Origin of the sequence: Blautia sp. MSJ-36, from assembly GCF_018917985.1 — a bacterium.
GTDB lineage: Bacteria > Bacillota > Clostridia > Lachnospirales > Lachnospiraceae > Blautia_A.
The window spans coordinates 102,818-124,016 of the sequence record NZ_JAHLPQ010000001.1; the positions used below are offsets into that span (position 1 = coordinate 102,818).

Below are 21,199 nucleotides of genomic sequence, written 5' to 3' on the forward strand. Positions count from 1 at the left end.
AACATTTATGGACTGTACGGGACTTGAAAAATTAAGTCTTGGAAACACCGGTGCAGAGATTCAGGGCATTGGTGTCCGGGCATTTAAGAACTGTACATCACTTGCCGCAAGTTCGCCGATAGAAATACGTGCGGCGATAGAGGTTTATGGTGACGAATGTTTTGCGGGATGTACCAATCTTGCAAGTATCGCGTACACAGAGGCGGCAAGAACTGCTATGAGAGTGATTGGAAACAGTGCTTTCCGTGACTGTGAGAAACTGACAGCCCTTCTGACCTCGAAACTGACAGGTCTCACTTATATTGGTGATTATGCGTTTGCTAACTGCGATACACTGAAACAACCGGCAGTTCCGGCAAATGTTACCTATGTGGGAGAAGGCTGTTTTATGGACTGTAATAATATTCTGTATGTAAGTTTTTACTGCGGACTGGAGGAATATCCGAAGGACTGCTTTAAGAACTGTTCCAAGCTGATCCGTACGGGCGGAACTGCCGCTGCGTTCAATGGCCTGAAACGAATCGGGGAAAGTGCTTATGAGGGATGTGCATCCCTTACCTCATCTACAAGCTGGAATCTTGGAAGATATGCCAACCTGGAAGAGATCGGGGACAGAGCTTTTTATGGTTGTGCTACAATGGCGGATACCATGCTGAATAAAGAAGAAACCGAAAATGTTATGATGTCAGGCACACTGAACCGGATTGGAGCTTCCGCATTTGCAGGATGTACGTCGTTCCATACGCTCTGGCTTCAGCCAGTAACACTGCCTGCATTTGGTGCTTTTTCCACCGTGGATCTGGCAGAAGATTTCCTGATCCGAGTACCGGACAGCCAGGAGCAGGAGGATTATATTTATAAGGCATACCTGGAATGTCTGACGCAGCTTCTGGGAAAAGAGGAAGCTTACCGGATTCTGGATTCATTTTCCGACGGTGCAAAAGAACGACAGGCGGAAACAATTTCCGAGGATGGAAAAGCAGAAGATAATACAGGCATCGGGGAAATTTCAGAGATTTCGGAAATTCAGAGAGAAACCGATGGCCCAGGTGTGATTGAAGAAGTTACGGAAACTCCGCGGCCTTCCACAATACCGGAAGAAAATACTTCAGAACGAGAAGAAACAGAAACGACTCCGGAACCGGAAGAACCGGAAACACCAGAAGAGTCGGAAACTCCTCAGCAGCCGGAAGATGAGGATTCAGCAACGGAGGATTCACAGCAGACTGCAGAAAATGTAGATGTCGCACAGAACGCAGAAAACGCAAAACAGGAAGAAGGAGCCAGGGAGAAGGAATCATGATTATAGAACAGTCAGAGCAGGTAATGAGAGAAATAAAAAAAGTATTTATCAGTAAGGACGAAATTGTGGAAAAAGTCCTGATGGCCATTTATGCGGGAGGACATGTCCTGCTGGAAGATGCACCTGGTGTTGGAAAAACAACACTTGCTCTTGCTTTTTCCAGGGCACTGGGCCTTTCCTACAAGCGTATTCAGTTTACACCGGATACCATGCCTTCGGATATTACAGGATTCAGTGTATACAACAAAAATACAGGAGAACTTGAATACAAACCGGGAGCGGCGGACTGTCATCTGCTTCTGGGTGATGAGATCAACCGTACTTCTCCGAAGACCCAGGCAGCTCTTCTGGAGGTTATGGAGGAGGGAAGCGTTACCGTTGACGGTGTGACACATGTACTTCCGAAACCGTTTATCTGTATTGCCACACAGAATCACTATGGAACTGCCGGAACACAGGCACTGCCGGAATCCCAGCTGGACCGTTTTATGGTGCGTTTAAGTATCGGTTATCCGGAAAGGGACAGCCAGGTACAGATCCTGAAAAGCAGAAAAGGAAGCGGAGACCTGGAGCTTGTAAATGCGAGAATGAACCTGGATGATGTAAAGGAGATTCAGGGATATCTGTATTCTATCCGGATTGTAGATGAAATTCTGTATTATATTTCCGATCTCTGTTCCGCAACCAGAGAACATTCCATGGTAGAGCTGGGTGTCAGCCCACGAGGTGCGGCGGCGCTGGCGCAGTTTGCCCGTGCCCGTGCTGTGCTTAAAGAGAGAGACTATGTAGTGCCGGATGATGTGAGGGAAGTTTTTGAAGATGTCTGCGCCCACCGTCTGGTTATGAAACCACAGGCAAAGATTGAAGGTGTCACAGCACATGATGTACTGAGCCAGGTTATGAAAGATGTTCCAGGCCCTGCACTGGGAGGAAAACAGAGGTAATATGCGTAGATATCGAATCTGGTACGGGGCAGCAGTTCTGGCTGCCCTGCTAATTTATATTATTTCCAATCGAAGTGAAGCTCTGGCTGCTTTTCTGTGCCTGGTAATTGTACCGGTGGTTTCTTTGGGAATAGAGCTGGCCGGATTAAGAGGATTTGAGCTGAAATACTCGATAAAGCCATCCTGTCATGTAGGGCAGAAAATTCCGCTGGAAATCTGCATCAGGAAAAAAAATAAAGGGCCTCTTGGCCGAATTCAGCTGGAACTAGAGATGGAAAATACCATGTATGGGGAGACAAAAACAAAGACCATAATATTATGTGCTTCTGAACAGGAAGAATCCAGGTTTCAGTATCTGATCGAAATGGAAAATTGTGGCAGCGTCAGACTTACCGTTCTTTATGTGAAATGCTTTGATCTTCTGGGGCTCTTCTGTTGGACAAAGCCGGGCAGCGCGCAGCAGGAAGTTCTGGTATATCCGGCTGAACTGCAGCTGAATACCCAGTTTCTAAGAAGACCGGAAACCATTATATCCGGAGAACTTTATGACCAGAACCGTAAAGGGCAGGATGTCAGCGAAGTATCCGGCCTCAGAGACTATGCAGAGGGAGATTCTCTTGGAAGTATTCACTGGAAACTGTCCTCCAAACTGGATAATCTGGTAGTGAGGGAATTTGGTTATCCGTCAAATTACAATATTCTTATTCTGTATGACCTTAAGAGCAGTTCTGGTGAAGATGAAATTTCCAATCAGCGCAATGATGCGGTTCTTGCTTTTACGTATGCTTTGAGCCGCAGTATGGTAGAACGGAATCTGGAACATAATGTGGGCTGCGCTTCCGGAGGAGAAATGCAGAATTTTCCGGTATATTCTCTGGCAACCTGTGATCAGATGGTATTGAATATTTTGTGCAGGCCGGTTCCAAAAGAAAATGGAGAAGATTCCATGTACCGTTTTCTGCAGGAAGATATCCGTCAGAAATATACCAAACTGATCTATATTACGCCGGATTATGAGGAAAGCTCCGCACGGCAGCTTTCCAGGGAACTGGATCTGACGATTATTCAGATAACACAGGGAAGCGGTAAAGAATATATGGCAACACACGGCTATTCGGTAATTCCTGTAGATGCAGATACTTATCAGAAAAAAGCACACAATATTGTGATATAACCGGGGAAGAGAATATGAGCATAAAGAAAAAAGAAATTTTTGTTCTTAATGAGAAAGAAGAAAAAAATAAAAATATAATGCTGTCAGAAACACTTCTGACCTTTTTCCTGTTTTCGGGAATGCTGCTTTTTCTGAAAGATTTCAGTTATTCTGTGTGGTGTCTGGCTGCTGCGTTTTCTGTCGGGATAATCGTGATGATCTTGCACTGGATAACCGGGAAATCAGAGGAAGCAGAAGGACGAATGAAAATGGTCCTGTATATATCGGGAATTGTCATTTTTGTTGTAACGATTACAATGACAACACAGGGATTTCTTTACATGGCTGACTGTTTTCTTGGAATGTGTAATGCAAGATTCCAAACAGAAGCAACCCTGTTTGCGGTAGGAAGCAGTGCAGGAGTGGGATCTGTTATTTTGTGGGGGCTTTTTTCCGAAGTTATTGTTTCGTTTATGCTTTCGCAGATAAAGAAAAATAATATTTATGGAATTCTGATACTCATGATTCCGGCTGCTGCTGCGGGGCTGATTCTTGGACAATCCGATATGTGGCTGGCTGTAATTCTGTCACTGGCCGGATTTTTCGGGATTTTTGTTGTATACAGCACAAAGAACCGTACCTTTGGAATGAGGGGAATCTTTTCGCTTACAGTCATTGCCATACTGGTAGGTGGAATCAGCCTGGCAGCTGGAGGATATAAGAAATCAGCGGAACTGGAACAGTGGAAAGAGAAAATGGTGGAGGATATTGAAAAAATCCGTTATGGAGAAGATACGCTTCCAAAGGGTGATTTAAGAAAAGCGGCAGGACTTCTTGACGGGGAAGATGAAACCCTGAAAATCACCATGAATCAGCCTCAGCAGCTGTATCTAAGGGGCTTTGTGGGAGGTTCTTACGAGGGAACAAAATGGAGTGAGCTTCCATATTCTGCATACGAGGGAGATTATGAAGGAATGCTTCAGTGGCTGAAAAATAACAGCTTTTCTCCTTTGAGTCAGTTTGCTGCCTACGACAAGATCAATGCGGAAGTTTCCGGAAAGAATTCCGATTATATGCGTGTAACGGTAGAAAATACAGGTGCTTATCGAAAGTATGTATATCTTCCGGCAGTAGCAGATGCCTGGGAGAATGGTGTGGACCATAAAGACTGGAATGTAGAGTCCAAAAGCTTTTTCGGAGCAAACCGATATCAGTTTCAGGTACCGGAAGGCCAGGCGACTGCGGATGGCATGGTTCCTGGAAACTGGCTGGGAAATCCGTCCGGAGACAGCCAGACAGAGTATGTGAATGCGGAATCGGTTTACCATTCTTTTGTAGTAGATTCCTATACGGAAATCCAGGATGATCTCAAATCCAGGATTATGGAGGAATTTTTCCAGGGCGATAAAACACCAGAAGAAATGGATTTTGATGAACTGACAACACAGATCCGACAGGGACTGCGAAATCATATCCGTTATACGGAAACACCGGAAGAACTGCCGGATGAAGATGTGGTGAGCTGGCTTCTGGATGGAGAAAAAGAGGGAAATGCGGTTGCTTTTGCTTCGGTTGCAGTTATGGCATATCGTGCGGTGGGATATCCTGCAAGATATACAGAAGGTTATCATCTGTCAGATATGGATGCCGGGGATGCTGCTGATGCCGGGGAAAAGGAGCTTACGCTTACAACGAAAAATGCACACGCCTGGGCAGAAGTCTATATTTCCGGTCTCGGCTGGATGCCGGTGGAGGTGATACCGGGTATGTATACAGAAACTTACACCGATCAGCTGGTAGAAGGAAAACCTTCCTATCGTGTAAATGAGGTCCGGGATGACTCCGGAGCAGATACTGCAGACGAGGGAACGGAGGGTGGAACCGGAATAGAAGAGCAGAAGACGGTACGGAAATATGACTGGAAAACAGTTCTGGGAATTCTGGTTTTTATTTTGTATGCAATGTTTGTTTTGTATCTTATTCTGGAACTTCAGCGGGCACTTCGAAAGAAAATCAGAAAAAATCAGAAAAAACAAAGCGCTGCCGAAGGATTTCTGGTAGAATGGTATGTGGCGGAAATGGAAAAAATATTTCTGATTGGCAGAGTGAAGGGAGATTTTTCAGACCCTACGGCTCTTTATGATGAAATAAAAGAAGGTTTTCCGGGAATCCGCCCGGAAGAATATTTCCGTGCATGTGAACTTATCCAGAAATATCGTTTTGGTGGAATTAAGCTGCAGGCACATGAACTGCGGGTGCTGAAAGGAATTACAGAGAAATTCGAGAAATGTCTGTACCAGAAGCAACATTTTCCAGGAAAACTTAAACTGCGATATATTTATGCACGGTAGATCTGATAAAGTATAAAGCAGGGGAAGAAAGGAAAGCTGGAATGATTAATGAAAGAATTGTAATCGAAGAAAAAACGAAAGACTATAATGAGGCCTGGATAGAGACTTATTTCTGGCAGGAATCCGAGGAACTTTATCCGGGACAGAAGCGTCCTGCCATCGTGATCTGCCCGGGCGGAGCCTATGGTATGACTTCAGACAGGGAAGCGGAAGCAATTGCTGTACGTTTTATGGGGATGGGATATCATGCGGTGGTACTCCGGTACAGCGTGGCACCGGCCAGATATCCGGTGGCTCTCCGGCAGCTGGCAAAAACCGTAGCACTTCTTCGAAAAAACAGTGAAATGTGGCATATTGAAAAAGATAAGATCATTGTGTCCGGCTTTTCCGCGGGAGGCCATCTGGCTGCTTCCCTGGGAGTGTTCTGGAATACAGAGGAACTTGCAGGGATCACGGGAATGGATAATCAGATGATCCGGCCGAATGGTATGATTTTGAATTATCCGGTAATTACTTCCGGGGAATTCGGCCATGAAGAAAGTTTTCGTAATCTTCTTGGAGACCGTTATGAGGAGCTGAAAGATCAGATGTCCCTGGAATTCCAGGTTACGGAAGATACACCAAAAACATTTATCTGGCATACCTTTGAGGATCAGACAGTGTTATTGGATAATACGCTTCTTTTTGTACGGGCGCTTTATAAAAAAGGGATTCCGGTGGAATATCATGTTTTTCCACAGGGACCTCACGGGCTTGGCCTGGCAAATGAGCTGACTGCCAACGAAAACGGCAGAGGAATTGTAAGAGCCTGTGAACCATGGAGTGCGCTTGCTGGAAAATGGCTGAACCGGGAATTTCCATGGTGGGGCGGCGCAAAGATCGACCGATAAGCTGAGGCTTGCGGCAGGCGGGAAGACCAGCCGAAGAGAGAAACGGAATGGAGATGAGAATGAACCGGGATGGACTATTTAACCCATAATGTATCAGTAAATCTAAAAAGAATCCGGAAATCCAAAGGCATGAGCCTGGATGTGGTATCTGAGCAGACCGGAGTCAGCAAAAGTATGCTTGCACAGATTGAAAAGGGAACAGCCAATCCTTCTCTTGGAGTTCTTGGGAAAATTACCAGTGGTCTTCGGATCCGTTTTCAGGAACTGATCCAGGCACCGCCGCTGGATTCCTGCCTGGTGCATGTGCAGGAGATGGTTCCAACTAAAGAGATGGAAGGCCAGTATAAAGTCTGGACCTGTTTTCCCTATGAAGATAATCAGCTGGTGGAGATCTACCGGATCGAGATTGAAGCCGGGCAATCTTATATCAGCGGTGGCCATGGAGAAAAAACACGGGAGTATATTTCTGTGCTGCAGGGAGAGATAATGGTGGAAGCAGAGGGCGTTTCACATCTGGTAACAGCGGAAGATGTGCTTCGTTTTGAGACGGACCAGATTCATACATACAGAAATGATGGAAAAGGGAAAGCGGTTTTTTCTGTGACATTTCTGGATTATCATTGAACACAAAAATATCCTTTTTACCGGGGAACTGGTAGAGAGGATATTTTTTTATACATTTATGCAGATACAGATCGTCAATATCTGTCTTATTTGGAATAAACAGTATATAACACTTGACAACAGTTATATGCTGTTATATACTGTTTATCAACAGGAGGGAAACGATGAATATTATTATCAGTCATACATCTATGGAACCTATCTATGAACAGATTGTCAGGCAGATCCGCGCGAAGATCATAGATGGTTCACTGAAAGAGAAAGAACCGCTTCCATCTGTCCGGACACTGTCAAGAGAGCTGAAGATCAGTGCACTTACGGTAAAAAAGGCCTACGATTTTCTGGATGAGGAAGGACTGATCGTTACGGTTCACGGAAAGGGCAGTTTTGTGGCGGAAGCCAACCGGAATCTGTTGCGGGAAGAACGGCAGAAGGAAGTGGAGGCAGATCTGGAACGTGCGATTCGAAAGGGAAGGTCAGGAGGTCTTTCTGATGAGGAGCTCCGGGAAATGTTTACCTGTATTCTGGAAGACCCGCAGGTCTGAAAGTGAAAAATAGGGATCTGAGATAAATGGGAGGATTGGATATGTTAGCAGAACTTATGGAGGTAAGAAAGCAATATGGGAATTTTCAGCTGAACTGTACCATGCAGCTGGAAGAAGGAAGGATCACAGGACTGATCGGCAAAAACGGTGCAGGAAAGAGTACCGCGTTTAAAGCGATTCTGGGGCTGATCCATGTGGATGATGGTACAGTCCGGATTATGGGACAGGATAGTACCGGTCTTACACCTGCACAGAAAGAAGAAATCGGGGTCGTGCTTTCAGACAGCACTTTCAGCGGCTATCTGACTGTGCAGCAGATTTCACATATTATGGAAAAAATGTATCATAAATTTAACAGGCAGGATTTTCTGGAGAAATGTCGTCAGTTATCCATCCCGTTGGACCGAAGTCTGAAGGAATTTTCCACAGGAATGCGGGCGAAGCTGAAAGTTCTTCTGGCACTGAGCCATGAGGCGAAGCTGCTGATCCTGGACGAGCCAACTGCTGGTCTTGATGTGGTGGCAAGGGACCGGATTCTGGATCTTCTCCGTGAATATATGGAGCAGGAAGGAAGAGGAATCCTGATCAGCTCTCATATTTCTTCGGATCTGGAAGGACTTTGCGACGATCTGTATATGATTCATGAGGGAAAAATTATTCTTCATGAGGATATGGATGTGCTTCTTGACCAGTACGGGATTTTGAAAGTGGAGGAAAAAGCCTTTGCGGATCTTGATAAAAGAGGGATTCTCCGGATGGCGAAAGAGTCGTGGGGATATAGCTGCCTGACCAATGAGAAGCAGTTTTATCTGGAAAATTATCCGGGACTTGTTGTGGAGCGCGGATCAGTGGATGAGATCATCACCATGATCTCGAAAGGAGAGAAATTATGAGAGGCTTTTTACAGAAAGATATAGAACTTCTGAAACAGAACAGGTCTTTTCTCGGACTTGTAGCAGTAATGGTTCTTTTTTTCGTCAGTGTAAAAAATGATGCGTTTATCATTATCTATCTTGGGATGATGGGAGGTTTTCTGTCCATATCAACGATTTCCTATGATGAAGCAGACCGTGGAATGGGATTTCTTATGACGCTTCCGGCTGCCAGAAAGACCTATGCCATAGAAAAATATATCCTGGGTTATGGTGTGAGTTTTTTGCTTCTTCTGACAGGCTTTGTGGTTTCTGTGACTGCAAACCATTTCCGGGGTGTCGCTGTGGACCAGGGGGAATGGATGCTTACCTGTGAGACGGGAATTCTGATTGTAGTTTTGTGCATGGTTTTGCTGATACCGGTTCAATTGAAGTTTGGTGCAGATAATGGTAGAATTGTGATGGCTGCTGTTGTTGGCGGAACTTTTGGCCTGATTTATCTGATAGCGAAAGTTATGCAGAGTTTTGGTGTGGATCCGGATCAGATGCTGCTTGAGGTGCAGAATCTGGGGATTGGCCTGATCAGTCTGATCATTCTGGTATTTCTTGGGCTTACTTCTTATATTTCCTGCCGGGTCAGCATCCATATTATGGAGAGAAAGGAATTCTGATAAATATGGATAAAAATCAGATTTTTATTACCAGTGATACAGAATATAAAAAGATGACGAAGGAGCTTCTGGAAAAGGCAGATCTTCAGTCCCATATCGGGGACAGAAAGAAAAAGATCGGGATCAAGCCCAATCTGGTTTCTCCGTCAGAGGCTTCCTGGGGTGCAACTACGCATCCGGAGGTGGTCGCGGGAATTATTGAGTATCTGAAGGAGCATGGTTTCCGGGATCTGGTGATGCTGGAGGGTTCCTGGGTCGGGGATAAGACCAGAGAGGCTTATAAGACCTGTGGGTTTGACCGGCTTGAGGAAGAGTATCAGGTGCCGTTCTGGGATATGCAGAAGGATAAAGGGGTTCCTGTGGACTGTGGAGGCATGGAGCTGAATGTCTGTGAGCGGGTGAAGGAGCTTGATTTTCTGATCAATGTACCGGTTCTGAAAGGGCATTGCCAGACGAAGATCACTTGTGCGCTTAAAAATATGAAAGGGCTGATCCCGAATAAGGAGAAGCGGCGTTTTCATTCTCTGGGGCTTCATAAGCCTATTGCCTATCTGAATATGGGGATAAAGCAGGATTTTATTGTTGTGGATAATATCTGTGGGGATCTGGATTTTGAGGATGGTGGGAATCCGGTTGTGATGAACCGTGTGATGGCTGCCTGCGACCCGGTTCTTGTGGATGCGTATGTGTGTCAGATGATGCATTATGAGGTAGCGGATGTTCCTTATGTGAAGCTGGCCGGTGAGCTTGGCGTGGGATGTCCGGATGTTTCGAAAGCGGATGTGCAGTTTCTGGCAGATCAGGCGGATCAGGCGATGCCGGTGTCCAGAAAGGTTGTGGAGCTTGCTGATGCGGTGGAGGAAGTGGAGTCCTGTAGTGCGTGTTACGGGTATTTGATCCCGGCGCTTGAGATGCTCAAAGAAGAGGGGCTTTTTGAGAAGCTGGATGAGAAGATCTGCATCGGGCAGGGGTATCGTGGTAAGACGGGAGTGCTTGGTGTGGGGCATTGTACCTGTAAGTTTCAGAATTTTGTGGAGGGGTGTCCGCCGTTGGAGGGGGAGATTTATGAGTTTTTGAAAAGATATGTTAATGAACGGACGCCTGGGAAGTGACAGTCTTCCAGGCAGGGCTCCGTCGGGGGATGCTGCTAAGGGTGCGTGAGACGGCTAAAACCATTGCGGAAGGGCCAGAACTCGCCGTTGGCTCAAACAGCTGAGCCCTTCCGCAATAACGCCGTCTCCCGCACCCTAACCATCATCACCCCTCCTCCGCAGCAGCCCGGAAGACTGTCACTTCCCAGGCTGACGGTTTATCCGGAGGGGCGGAAGCGGACGCTGGGCGTCCTGTCCTTGCGGTTTGGTGAGTTGAGCGTCCGCGGTTGGAGGTTTGTGGATGAGAAAGCAGCCCGCTGAAGGGCTGCTTTTTGTAGTTATTTGGTGTAGAGCTGCATAGCGAATGCGGATTGTAAATATTGGTCTGACTAAACAGGATATAAGCAGAATCCGCAAGAAATCGGCACAACCTATCGCCATAAACAAACGCAGAATCCATCGCCCAGTCAATAACGTAACACAACCACAACATACGTCTTTTGGCGTGGCCAGAGGGAAGGGGTGCAGGGGAGGGGAAACGGCCTTTCGCAACTACGAGTGCTTCCCCTCCCCTGCGGTTTCACTCACGCTTCCAAAGCGTAAAAACCTTTTTTAAAAAAGAATCCTAAAGACATCTCTTTACAATTTCTACAATCTGCTCCATAGAAAACCGGCTGCTGTCAATACAGAGATCATACTGTGTCATATCCAGCCATTTACTATCTGTAAAGTATTCATAATAAGCTTTTCTCTCTTTATCCATTTTCTTGACAAGTTTCCGTGCGCTGGCTTCTTCTCTGTCGGTGCGGCGGATCACATTCTGTACTCTTTCCTCAAACGGTGCATGGATAAAAATCTTAAGTGATTTATCCTTCAGGATATTGGTTGCACATCGTCCGACGATTACGCAGTCTTCTTTCTGCGGAAGGGAAAGTATGATCTTCCGCTGGAGGTCATAGAGCACATCGTTCATTGGTACAAAGGAAAAATTATCGGTGAACTGCAGCTCACTGTCAACGGGGAATACCCACTGGCTGGCTTTTTTTTCGTCTACTTTTGCCAGGGTGTCGAAAGGGATATTGTTTTTCTTGGCGGCCATATCGATCAGTTCCTTATCATAAAAACCGATGTCCAGGTTTTCTGCCAGAGTCTTGCCGATGAGGCGTCCGTTGCTTCCAAACATACGATTGATGGTGATAATACGTTTTGCCATAATGATACCTCCTTTATCTCGGGCCGGAAGCAGGAAGGTCTGTTTTCCGGTGTTTTTTCTTATTTCTTTTATAACATATTTCCGTAAAAAATACCAGAAAATAATGAAAATTATTTAAAATAATATTTAAAATACACAAAATAATACAAAAACAGACAGAAAATTATATTCAATTAACTGTATTTGCGTACGAAAAATACTCTACCTTTTTCACCGGGTTTTCACAGATCACACAAAGTCTTTACACATTTTTCCTTTAAGATGTTCTTAAAACAGAGAGAACATACAGGACATATTGGAGGTTAAAGGAATGAAACGACGGCGAAAAAAGCTTATGGTGATCATCCCGGTGGCAGTTGTCTGCGTGGCAGGCGTGGGAACTGTGGGATATTTTAAAGTAGCACATACGAAGCCGGTACAGAATGTAACAGTACAGGCGCAGTCCGCAGAGGCAAAGAAAGGAAATCTTTCCAAGACAATTGTGGGTACCGGCAATCTGGAACTTGCTGAGGCAGAGGATCAGGATGCACCTTCCGGTCTTGAGATCAGTGAGGTGATGGTCGAGAGCGGAGATGAGGTAAAAGAGGGTGATGTTCTCGCGGTTGTGGATGAGAGCTCGATCCTGGAAGCGATGGAGCAGGTGCAGGATGAGATTTCCCAGCTGGATGAGAGCATCCAGGAATACCAGGACAGTGATGAGGAGAATGTGATCGAATCTTCCGTCAGTGGCCGTGTAAAGAAGATCAATGTATCCGCCGGTTCTGATGTTTCGGACACCATGGTCAGTGATGGTGCGTTGATGGTGCTTTCTCTGGACGGAAAAATGGCAGTTTCTCTCAGCGGAGTATCCGGGGTATCTGCAGGAGATTCTGTAACAGTAACATTGTCTTCCGGTACACAGGTGACTGGAACTGTGGATTCTGTCAGTGGAAAAGACTGCGTGGTTACTCTTACAGATAACGGAACAACATATGGTGATACGGTTACTGTTACAGACAGCAGTGGACAGGAGCTTGGAAGCGGGGAGCTTACGATCCACGAACCACTGGAGATCACAGGGACTTCCGGTACCGTTTCCGCAGTAAATGTTTCAGAGAATGCAAGTGTTTCCGAGGGAACAACCCTGCTGACTCTGGAAGGAAGTGCCAATGAGACACAATATCAGGAACTTCTTGCAAAACGGGAGGCAAGGACAGCAACCCTGAAAAAACTGATCCAGCTGAAAGCAGATCCGGAGATCGAAGCGGAAATTTCCGGAACAGTTCAGAGTGTGAATGTTTCCGCAGGAAGCAGTACAACAACGGATAGCAGCAGTGGAAGTTCTTCCGGCAGTTCCGGAAGTGGAAAGACAGTTTCGCAGATGTCGTATGTAGTATCTGGAAGTGTAAGTGTGGTTCGATGCAGTGATACAGGGGCAGCTGTTTCTTCAGACAGTGTGACAGATATATCTGAGAGTGATATGAACAGCCAGGAAGCCGGAGAAACAGATACAGAACAACAGACAGAGATTGTTGCGCTGGCGTCATCCGATGCATACTTTTCTTCAGATGTTGACGGAGAAGAGGATTCTTCCGGCGAAGATACAGCTGAAACATCCACAACTTTGCAGTTTGCTATTGCCACAGAAGGCACCAGCACAGCATCCTCTCTTGTAATCGCGGCTCCGGTGACCGGGCAGATGCCTGTTACGTCAGTAAGTGCGACAGATGGAAGTTATACAGGTACGGTGGCATGGAATCCGGGAGACGGCAGTTTCCAGGAAAAAACAGTGTATCAGGCAGTAGTTACTCTTACTGCAGGGGATGGCTATGTTTTCCAGGCAGGAAGTATTTCCCAAATTGCTCTGGGAACAGTTTCCGGTATCAGTGTTTCCCAGGATGGAAAAAGCATGTCTTTTCAGATCACATTTCCAGAGACTGCGGCAGCAGAGGATATAAAGAAGGATGATTCCGGTAATGGAAATGATTCCACAACTGACGGAAAGAGTACTGATGATAACAAAGATAATGACGCAGATCAGGTCACGGATGGAGCAGATGGTCAGTCTGGAACAGATTCCGCAGATAATGGAACAGACAGTGCCAGCGGAAACAGCGGAACAGATGGAAATTCCACACAGAGTGGTAACAATCAGTCCGGAGGTAGTGCTGCCTCCGGAAACAGTGGAGGTACATCTGTAAGCGATGCTTCCGGCTCTTCTTCCGGTGCATCACAGACAGGGGACAGTCAGGAGACAGATTCTTCCACATCCGGCACAGAACTTTCCGCATCGGAATACAGTACAGATGTCGCGCTTTTTACCATCTCTCCGGATGACACAATGACTCTGGAAGTCAGTGTAGATGAGCAGGATATCAACTCTGTGGAGATTGGTCAGGAAGCAGTAGTTACCTTTGATGCCATTGAAGACGAAGAATTTACCGGTGAAGTTACAGAGATAGGAAATACCGCATCGGTCAATGGCGGCGTGGCAAAATATACGGTATCTGTTTCCGTGCCAAAAGATGAAGAGCTGAAGCAGGGAATGAATGCTTCAGCTACGATCACCATTGAAAACCGTGAAAATGTAATTACGATTCCGGTCAATGCGTTGCAGGAAAAAGGGGATAAGGTTTTTGTCTACACAGAGAAAGACGAGGACGGAAATCTTTCCGGCGAGACAGAAGTAACCACAGGTCTTTCCGATGGAACTACCGTGGAGATCACAGAAGGTCTTTCTGAAGGAGATACCGTATATTATAACAAATCAGGAAATACGGACAGTGGAAGTGGCAATGATTCCGGTATGCCTGACGGTATGGGCGATTTTGGTGATATGAGTGGTGGCCCTGGTGGAAATTCTGACTCCGGAAACAGCGGAGGCCCAGGAGGAAACGGAGGAGGTCCTGGCGGAAGCGGAAGTTCCGGCGGTAACGGTGGCGGTACGCCTCCGAATATGTAAGGCGGTGAAACAATGGACGGAATGATAACATTAAAAGATGTGTGCAAAACTTACTGCATCGGAGGAGATACGGTCCACGCTCTGGATCATGCCAATATGGTGATCCGGGAAGGCGAATTTGTCAGCATCATCGGACCTTCCGGAAGTGGAAAATCCACGATGATGAATATTATCGGCTGTCTGGATACTGCAGATGAAGGAACTTATATCCTGGATGGGATTTCCATTGAAGATTATACAGAGCGGGAGCTGGCAAAGATCCGGAATCATAAGATCGGATTTATTTTTCAGAGTTTCAATCTGCTTCCCAAACTGACAGCAGAGGAAAATGTGGAACTGCCGCTGATCTATCAGAAAATTTCCAAGAGTGAGCGAAAACGGCGTGTGAAAGAAGCTCTGGAAAAAGTAGAACTTTCTCACAGAATGGGGCACCGGCCTACCGAGCTCTCCGGCGGCCAGCAGCAGAGGGTGGCTATTGCAAGAGCACTTGTGACCAGGCCTTCTCTGTTCCTGGCAGATGAGCCCACTGGAAATCTGGATTCTTCTACAGGGGAAGAGATCATGAAGCTGTTTCACGAACTTCATGCAAATGGAAACACCATTGTACTGATCACTCATGACAATGGAGTGGCAGATGAGGCAGAGCGGAAAATTTTTATCCGCGATGGAAAAGTCAGCGAGGTGAGCCTATGATCTTTCAGAGTATGAAAATGGCGTGGCACGCAGTGGTGTCCAACAAACTGCGTTCTTTTCTCACCATGCTGGGTATCATCATCGGTGTGGTGGCATTGATCGTGCTGGTATCCATTGCCAATGGAGCGACCTCTTCTGTGACGGATCAGATTTCCAGCATGGGTTCCAGTTATCTGACGGTGACCATTACCGATGATAAGGAAAATCCACTGCGTCTTAAGGAACTGTCGGATTTTTGTGAACCGGAGGAAGTGGATGAGGTGGCGCCGGTTTCCTGGACCAGCGTTACCGCAAAAACAAGTTATTCCAACGGAACCATGACACTGACCGGCACAACAGGAAGTTATGCGGATATCCAGGGACTGGAACTTTTCAGCGGACGTTTTCTCAAACAGACAGATATTGATAACAATTCTTATGTAGTTGTGATCACAAAAGACACGGCAACGGAACTTCTTGGCCGTGCAGATGCCGTAGGAGAAAGCATTAAATTAAACGGAAAAAGCTTCCTGGTCGTTGGTGTGCTTTCTGACAGCAGCTCACTGACCCAGGGGACGGCAGTGAGTAGTTCTTCGGATTCGGATGATTCCGACAGCTCCTCCTCAGTACAGCTGGAGGGTTATATTCCGTTTTCCACCATGACCAGACTTGCGGATAATGTTCTGGATGTGACCATGTTTTACGCATCCGGAACCGATGAGGACAGTCTGGAACCGGCGGAAAATGCTCTTACGGAACTGCTTATGGAACGATTTGGGCAGGACGAGGATGCTTTTTCCATTGTGGACCAGTCGGAGATCATGGAGGCCATGTCCAGTGTCACCAATACCATGTCATTGATGATCGGAGGGATTGCAGCTATCTCACTGCTGGTCGGTGGAATTGGAATTATGAATATCATGCTGGTATCTGTGACGGAGCGTACCAGGGAGATCGGTATCCGAAAAGCTATCGGTGCAGGAAGAGGAACCATCATGCTGCAGTTTCTGATCGAGGCGCTTCTGGTAAGCCTGATGGGATGTCTTGCGGGAATTGGTCTTTCCTGGGTGATCCTGAAGGTAGCAGCCGTTGTGATGAACAATTCCATGAGTTTTACCATGGATATGAAAGTGGTCTGGCTGTCTGTGGCATTTTCTGTTTTGATCGGCGTGCTTTTTGGTCTGTATCCGGCCAACAAGGCGGCATCCAAGAAACCGATCGATGCGCTCCGGTATTCCGGTTAATAAAAATTTTGCCAGATTAAGACTGTCGTCAACAGCCTGCCAGGGCAAGAAGAGATATGATAAAAACGTGATTTGTACGAACGTGATTTTTCCTGTCAGAACAAATCATGTTTTTTTATCTGGAAATCCGCACATTGATAAGGTATAATCTATAGCAGTTAAGAGCGTGTTCCTGCCGGGAGTGGACAGAACTGCTGACCAGGGAACTACCAAGAAAGGGATGACAGTAAATTTGAACATCGTGGAGAAATGTGTTTCATGCCTGGATGTAAAAGAATCCTATGATCTGGCCAAGCGCATGGAACAGGAAAAAACAAATCCGGTTCTGGGATACCGCACCGCAGGTTCCCTGGCAGAACGGAAAACCGGAGATATGCTTTTAAAAGAAATGAAAGAAGCAGGCCTCACCGAGGTAGAGAAAGACAAGATCCGTGTGGATGCATGGGAATTTAAAAAAGCGGTGATGCGCTACCGTGACCAGGAGGGAACCGTGCATGAGATCCAGCTTGGTGCATACCAGACGGATTTTAAGACCGATGGCTTTCAGAAATTTGACCTTGTATATCTTGGAAAAGGTACTGCTGACGAATATAAAAATATCGATGTAAAAGGAAAGCTGGTTCTTATCGAGATCAACCAGAGAGAAGAGTGGTGGATCAATTATCCGGTGTATCAGGCTCACTTAAAAGGCGCGGCAGCTCTCATTGCCGTACAGAGCAGAGGGTACGCACAGATCGACGATACGGCTTTGAATGCACAGGACATTGCAGGACCTTCCAGTGCTCCGGCTTTTTCCATGTCCAGAGCAGATTTTCTTAAGATCCGCCGTCTGATGGAAGAAAAAAATGAGGACGGAAAGAAGATTCCAAAGATTTCCGTGGAATTTGACGCGGACACAGAGGTGATTAAAGACCAGTATACCTATAATATTGTAGGAAAAATCCCGGGAACCAGTTCCGATTCCATGATCCTTTTAAGTGCCCATTATGATTCCTATTTTGAAGGATTTCAGGATGATAATGCGGCCGTAGCAATGATCATCGGAATTGCCCGGGCTCTGATCCACGGTGGATACAGACCTCGCCATACCATTGTAGTATGTGCGCTTGCAGCAGAAGAATGGGGGATTTCCGACACGAAATATGACTGGTCCACAGGCGCTTATCGTCAGGTGTTTGAGGCAAGACCAGAGTGGTCGGGACATGTGATCGCAGATCTGAATTTCGAACTTCCGGCCCATGCACACAGCACCAGGGATGCAGTGCGCTGTACCTATGAGTATGCGGATTTTGTACGTGGATTTGTGGACGCAGTGCAGATGCCGAAGGGGATTTATCCGGAGGGTATGACTACACTGTATCCCATTGAGACCTGGTCGGATGATTTTACCATGGCGATTTCCGGGATCCCGTCCATGGTCAATGATTTCAGCGGTGGTCCGTTTATGGAAAATTATTATCATTCCCAGTATGATAACCAGGATGTTTATGAGGAAGAAGTATATAAATTCCACCACGAATTTTATCTGAGGCTCCTTCTTGCTATTGACAGTCTTGCACTGCCGCCGATGGATTTCGGACGGGCACTGGCCGGTAGTATTGAGAGCTTGGATCTGGATCTGTGTATGCAGACCGGCGCCAACGGTGTTCTCCTTCTGGAAAAAACAGAAGAAGCGAAAAAAGCAGCTGCCATTCTTTCAGAGCAGGTGCGCCGCTTCAACAGCATTCCGGAAGAAAAACGTGACTGGAAAAAAGCCGATGCCATCACCGAAAAACTTCTCGGTGTATTTCGGAAATCCCAGGATTATCTGGTGCGTCTGGACTGGGATGACAATGTGATCTTTCCGCAGCAGGCAGTGCAGAACAATCTTTATGCGCTGAAGAAAGCGATGGGATATCTGGAAAAAGGAGAGATCGCACCTGCGCTGGAAGCTTTTTACAGTATTGACAACAACTGTTATGCCTTTCAGTTTGAGCGGGAAGTCTTTTATCATTTTACGGAATATATCCTGAAGCAGTCCCCGGATCGCCTGATGTGGGGAAAGGGCAGGATCATCCACCATGAGAATCTTTATGATCTTGTGGAAAGCCTGAAGGAAAAGAAGTCGGGTGACAGCCTGGAGGCAGAAAAGCAGAGCCTCAAGGAGGCCTGGGAAAGACAGAAGCATTATTATGCGGATGATATTGAATATCTGATCCGTGTAGTGGAAAAGCTCAGGAATCTGATCTGTGAGGTCAGCGATATGTTTGAAAAAGGAACAGAATAAAACCATACCTGGAGGAAAGAATGGAAAGCCATAATTTATACCGAGTGAAAGAAGAAGATCTGGACAGGTTGATCCGGATATTGACCGTATGTTTTTCGGAGGATCCTCTGTATCATGCACTGATCCCGGACAGGGATACCAGAGAACGTCTGATGCCGGAGCTTTTTACCTGTGATCTTACGGAGTTTTTTGAGACCTGTGAGATCTATGCAGACAGCAGTGAGCTGAACAGCATCCTGGTAGTATCCGACGGAACGGAGCATGAAGCAGCCTTACATAATCTGATGGTGGATTTTTTTGCCCTTCTGAAAACAGATGGCTATCTGATCAAAGAGGATCCAAGTCTTGCGACCCTGCGGAAATTCATCCAGGGAAAAGATTATCTGAATTCCAGCTGGACTTCCCAGCTTCATACAGTAGAAAGACTTCATGTGATCTATCTGGCTGTGGCGCCGAAGATGCAGCATCATGGTCTTGCTGAGAAGCTGATGGATGAGGTGATCGATTATGCGGACAGGCATAAGCTGATGATCTCTCTGGAAACTCATAATCCGGCAAATGTTTCCATGTATGAGAAATTCGGATTTAAATTATACGGAATTGTACAGAAAAAAGGATTTGATCTAAAGCAGTACTGCATGATCAAACAGGCATAAGGAGGAATTAAAATGGAACGAAAATGGTGGCATGACAAGGTGGTATATCAGATATACCCTAAGAGCTTTTATGATTCCAACGGAGACGGGATCGGAGATATCCCGGGAATCATCAGCAAGCTTGATTATCTGAAGGAGCTGGGAGCAGATATCCTCTGGCTTTCCCCAATCTATAAATCTCCCCTTGCAGACCAGGGATATGACATTGCAGATTATTATGCTATTGATCCAAGATTTGGAACCATGGAGGATATGGACCGTCTGATCGCAGAAGCGAAAAAAAGAGAGATGTACATCCTGATGGATCTGGTGGTAAATCACTGTTCCGATGAGCATGAGTGGTTTCAGCAGGCCATTAAGGATCCGGACGGAAAGTATGGAAATTTCTTTTATATCCGTGACAAAAAGGATGATAAGGCTCCCTGCAACTGGAGAAGCTATTTCGGTGGTCCGGTATGGGAAGAACTTCCGGGACATCCGGATAAACAGTATCTTCATGTATTCCACAAGAAGCAGCCGGATCTCAACTGGGAGAATCCTGAATTAAGAGAGGAAGTCTACAAAAACATCCGCTGGTGGATGGAAAAGGGGCTTGGCGGATTCCGTATTGATGCCATTATCAATATCAAGAAGAAGCTTCCGTTTTCCGATTATCCTGCCGATCGTGCAGACGGGCTCTGCAATATCGAGAGGATGCTGGAGGAGGCAGAGGGAATCGGAGAATTCCTGGGAGAGATGGCTGAGAAGTGCTTTCATCCCTATGATGCTTTTACTGTAGGAGAGGTCTTCAATGAAAAGGAAGATGAGATCAAAGACTTCATTGGAGAAAACGGATATTTTTCATCCATGTTTGATTTTGAGGAAACCTGTTATGGAAAGAGCGCGGATGGCTGGTATGCATCCAAACCGTACCTGAGTCCGGAAGAGTATAAGAAGTGTATTTTCCATACTCAGAAAAAGATCGGGGATACCGGTATGATCTCCAACATTATTGAGAATCATGATGAGCCAAGAGGTGTCTGTCACTATATTTCTCCGGAAGACCGCTGCCCGGATTCCAAGAAGCTTCTGGCAGGTATTTATTTCCTGCTGAAGGGAATTCCGTTTATTTATCAGGGTCAGGAAATAGGTATGGAAAATATGGAGTTTACTTCTATGGACCAGATCGATGACATCAGTACCATCGATGAATACCAGGTAGCACTCCGTGCCGGATGCAGTGAAAAAGAGGCTCTTGATGCTGCTTCTGCATTTTCCAGAGACAATGCCAGAACTCCGGTACAGTGGAGCGCAGAGAAAAATGCGGGATTTACAGAAGGAGAGCCGTGGCTTGAGGTCAATCCGAATTATAAGGAGATCAATGTAGAGACCCAGTTAACGGACAGTGACTCCCTCCTTTCTTTCTACAAAAAGCTGACTGCACTGAGAAAAGCTCCGGAATATAAAGAAACCCTTGTATACGGAACCTTCACTCCATATCAGGAAGAACGGAAGAATCTGATCGCCTATACAAGAAACGGTGAGAAGGATCTGCTGATCCTGGGAAATATGCAGGCACAGTCTCAGAAGGTATCTCTTCCCGGAAAAATGAAGAAGGTGCTTCTGAATAATCAGGAAACAGCGGAGATCACAGGAAAAGAGATCATTTTGAAACCGTATCAGTTTATCACTCTGGAGACAGCTGACTAATGCGGCGTCAGAACAGCAGAGAAAAAAACAATAGCTATTTAGCTGACAGTCTGTTAAAATAAATGTTCGGCTGA

Annotated in this window: 16 protein-coding genes and 1 pseudogene; 16 read left to right on the forward strand and 1 reads right to left on the reverse strand. The window is 46.2% G+C overall.

Going from position 1 to position 21,199, the window contains the following annotated elements:
* Positions 1–4: 4 nt before the first annotated feature.
* The 10 genes and pseudogenes from KQI39_RS00480 to KQI39_RS00525 form a co-directional block, all read left to right on the forward strand.
* A pseudogene (locus tag KQI39_RS00480) lies at positions 5–1,303 on the forward strand (leucine-rich repeat domain-containing protein); the annotation flags it as partial.
* Positions 1,300–2,247 (forward strand): AAA family ATPase, encoded by a 948-nt coding sequence (locus KQI39_RS00485; protein ID WP_216415720.1) that lies wholly within the window; start codon positions 1,300–1,302, stop codon positions 2,245–2,247. The pseudogene KQI39_RS00480 and the gene KQI39_RS00485, both read left to right, overlap by 4 nt.
* A 1-nt stretch (position 2,248) precedes the next feature.
* Positions 2,249–3,421 carry a DUF58 domain-containing protein gene (locus tag KQI39_RS00490; RefSeq protein ID WP_216415728.1) on the forward strand — a complete coding sequence of 391 codons (1,173 nt, stop codon included), beginning with the start codon at positions 2,249–2,251 and terminating at the stop codon, positions 3,419–3,421.
* A 14-nt stretch (positions 3,422–3,435) separates the two neighbouring features.
* On the forward strand, positions 3,436–5,751 hold the full coding sequence (locus KQI39_RS00495) for a transglutaminase-like domain-containing protein (RefSeq protein WP_216415730.1): 2,316 nt from the start codon (positions 3,436–3,438) through the stop codon (positions 5,749–5,751).
* Between the two features lie 41 nt (positions 5,752–5,792).
* Positions 5,793–6,641, forward strand: a complete 849-nt coding sequence (locus tag KQI39_RS00500; RefSeq protein ID WP_216415732.1) for an alpha/beta hydrolase — start codon at positions 5,793–5,795, stop codon at positions 6,639–6,641.
* 69 nt (positions 6,642–6,710) lie between these two features.
* Complete coding sequence (locus KQI39_RS00505) at positions 6,711–7,265, forward strand: helix-turn-helix domain-containing protein (protein ID WP_216415734.1); 555 nt, start codon at positions 6,711–6,713, stop codon at positions 7,263–7,265.
* A 164-nt stretch (positions 7,266–7,429) separates the two neighbouring features.
* Positions 7,430–7,810: a GntR family transcriptional regulator gene (locus KQI39_RS00510; protein WP_148446424.1), complete on the forward strand. Its 381-nt coding sequence runs from the start codon at positions 7,430–7,432 to the stop codon at positions 7,808–7,810.
* A gap of 41 nt (positions 7,811–7,851) precedes the next feature.
* Positions 7,852–8,703 (forward strand): ABC transporter ATP-binding protein, encoded by an 852-nt coding sequence (locus KQI39_RS00515; RefSeq protein ID WP_216415735.1) that lies wholly within the window; start codon positions 7,852–7,854, stop codon positions 8,701–8,703.
* A complete protein-coding gene (locus KQI39_RS00520; RefSeq protein WP_216415737.1) occupies positions 8,700–9,353 on the forward strand; it encodes an ABC-2 transporter permease in 654 nt (217 codons plus the stop codon). The genes KQI39_RS00515 and KQI39_RS00520 overlap by 4 nt, the downstream gene beginning before the upstream one ends.
* A gap of 5 nt (positions 9,354–9,358) precedes the next feature.
* On the forward strand, positions 9,359–10,465 hold the full coding sequence (locus tag KQI39_RS00525; protein WP_216415739.1) for a DUF362 domain-containing protein: 1,107 nt from the start codon (positions 9,359–9,361) through the stop codon (positions 10,463–10,465).
* 604 nt (positions 10,466–11,069) lie between these two features.
* Here KQI39_RS00525 and KQI39_RS00530 read toward each other — a convergent pair.
* Complete coding sequence (locus tag KQI39_RS00530; RefSeq protein ID WP_216415742.1) at positions 11,070–11,657, reverse strand: cytidylate kinase-like family protein; 588 nt, start codon at positions 11,655–11,657, stop codon at positions 11,070–11,072.
* A gap of 310 nt (positions 11,658–11,967) precedes the next feature.
* Here KQI39_RS00530 and KQI39_RS00535 point away from each other — a divergent pair, with 310 nt between their 5' ends.
* From KQI39_RS00535 to KQI39_RS00560, 6 genes are all read left to right on the forward strand, one after another.
* Positions 11,968–14,598, forward strand: coding sequence for an HlyD family efflux transporter periplasmic adaptor subunit (locus KQI39_RS00535; RefSeq protein WP_216415744.1), 2,631 nt, complete (start codon positions 11,968–11,970; stop codon positions 14,596–14,598).
* A gap of 21 nt (positions 14,599–14,619) precedes the next feature.
* A complete protein-coding gene (locus KQI39_RS00540) occupies positions 14,620–15,291 on the forward strand; it encodes an ABC transporter ATP-binding protein (RefSeq protein WP_216416085.1) in 672 nt (223 codons plus the stop codon).
* Entirely contained in the window at positions 15,288–16,514 is a 1,227-nt protein-coding gene (locus KQI39_RS00545) for an ABC transporter permease (RefSeq protein ID WP_216415745.1), read from the forward strand. Before KQI39_RS00540 ends, KQI39_RS00545 begins: the two co-directional genes overlap by 4 nt.
* 166 nt (positions 16,515–16,680) lie before the next feature.
* A complete protein-coding gene (locus tag KQI39_RS00550; RefSeq protein WP_330653907.1) occupies positions 16,681–18,780 on the forward strand; it encodes a M28 family peptidase in 2,100 nt (699 codons plus the stop codon).
* Between the two features lie 20 nt (positions 18,781–18,800).
* Positions 18,801–19,436 carry a GNAT family N-acetyltransferase gene (locus KQI39_RS00555; protein WP_216415747.1) on the forward strand — a complete coding sequence of 212 codons (636 nt, stop codon included), beginning with the start codon at positions 18,801–18,803 and terminating at the stop codon, positions 19,434–19,436.
* 12 nt (positions 19,437–19,448) lie between these two features.
* A complete protein-coding gene (locus KQI39_RS00560; RefSeq protein WP_216415749.1) occupies positions 19,449–21,125 on the forward strand; it encodes a glycoside hydrolase family 13 protein in 1,677 nt (558 codons plus the stop codon).
* The last annotated feature ends 74 nt before the right edge of the window (positions 21,126–21,199 follow it).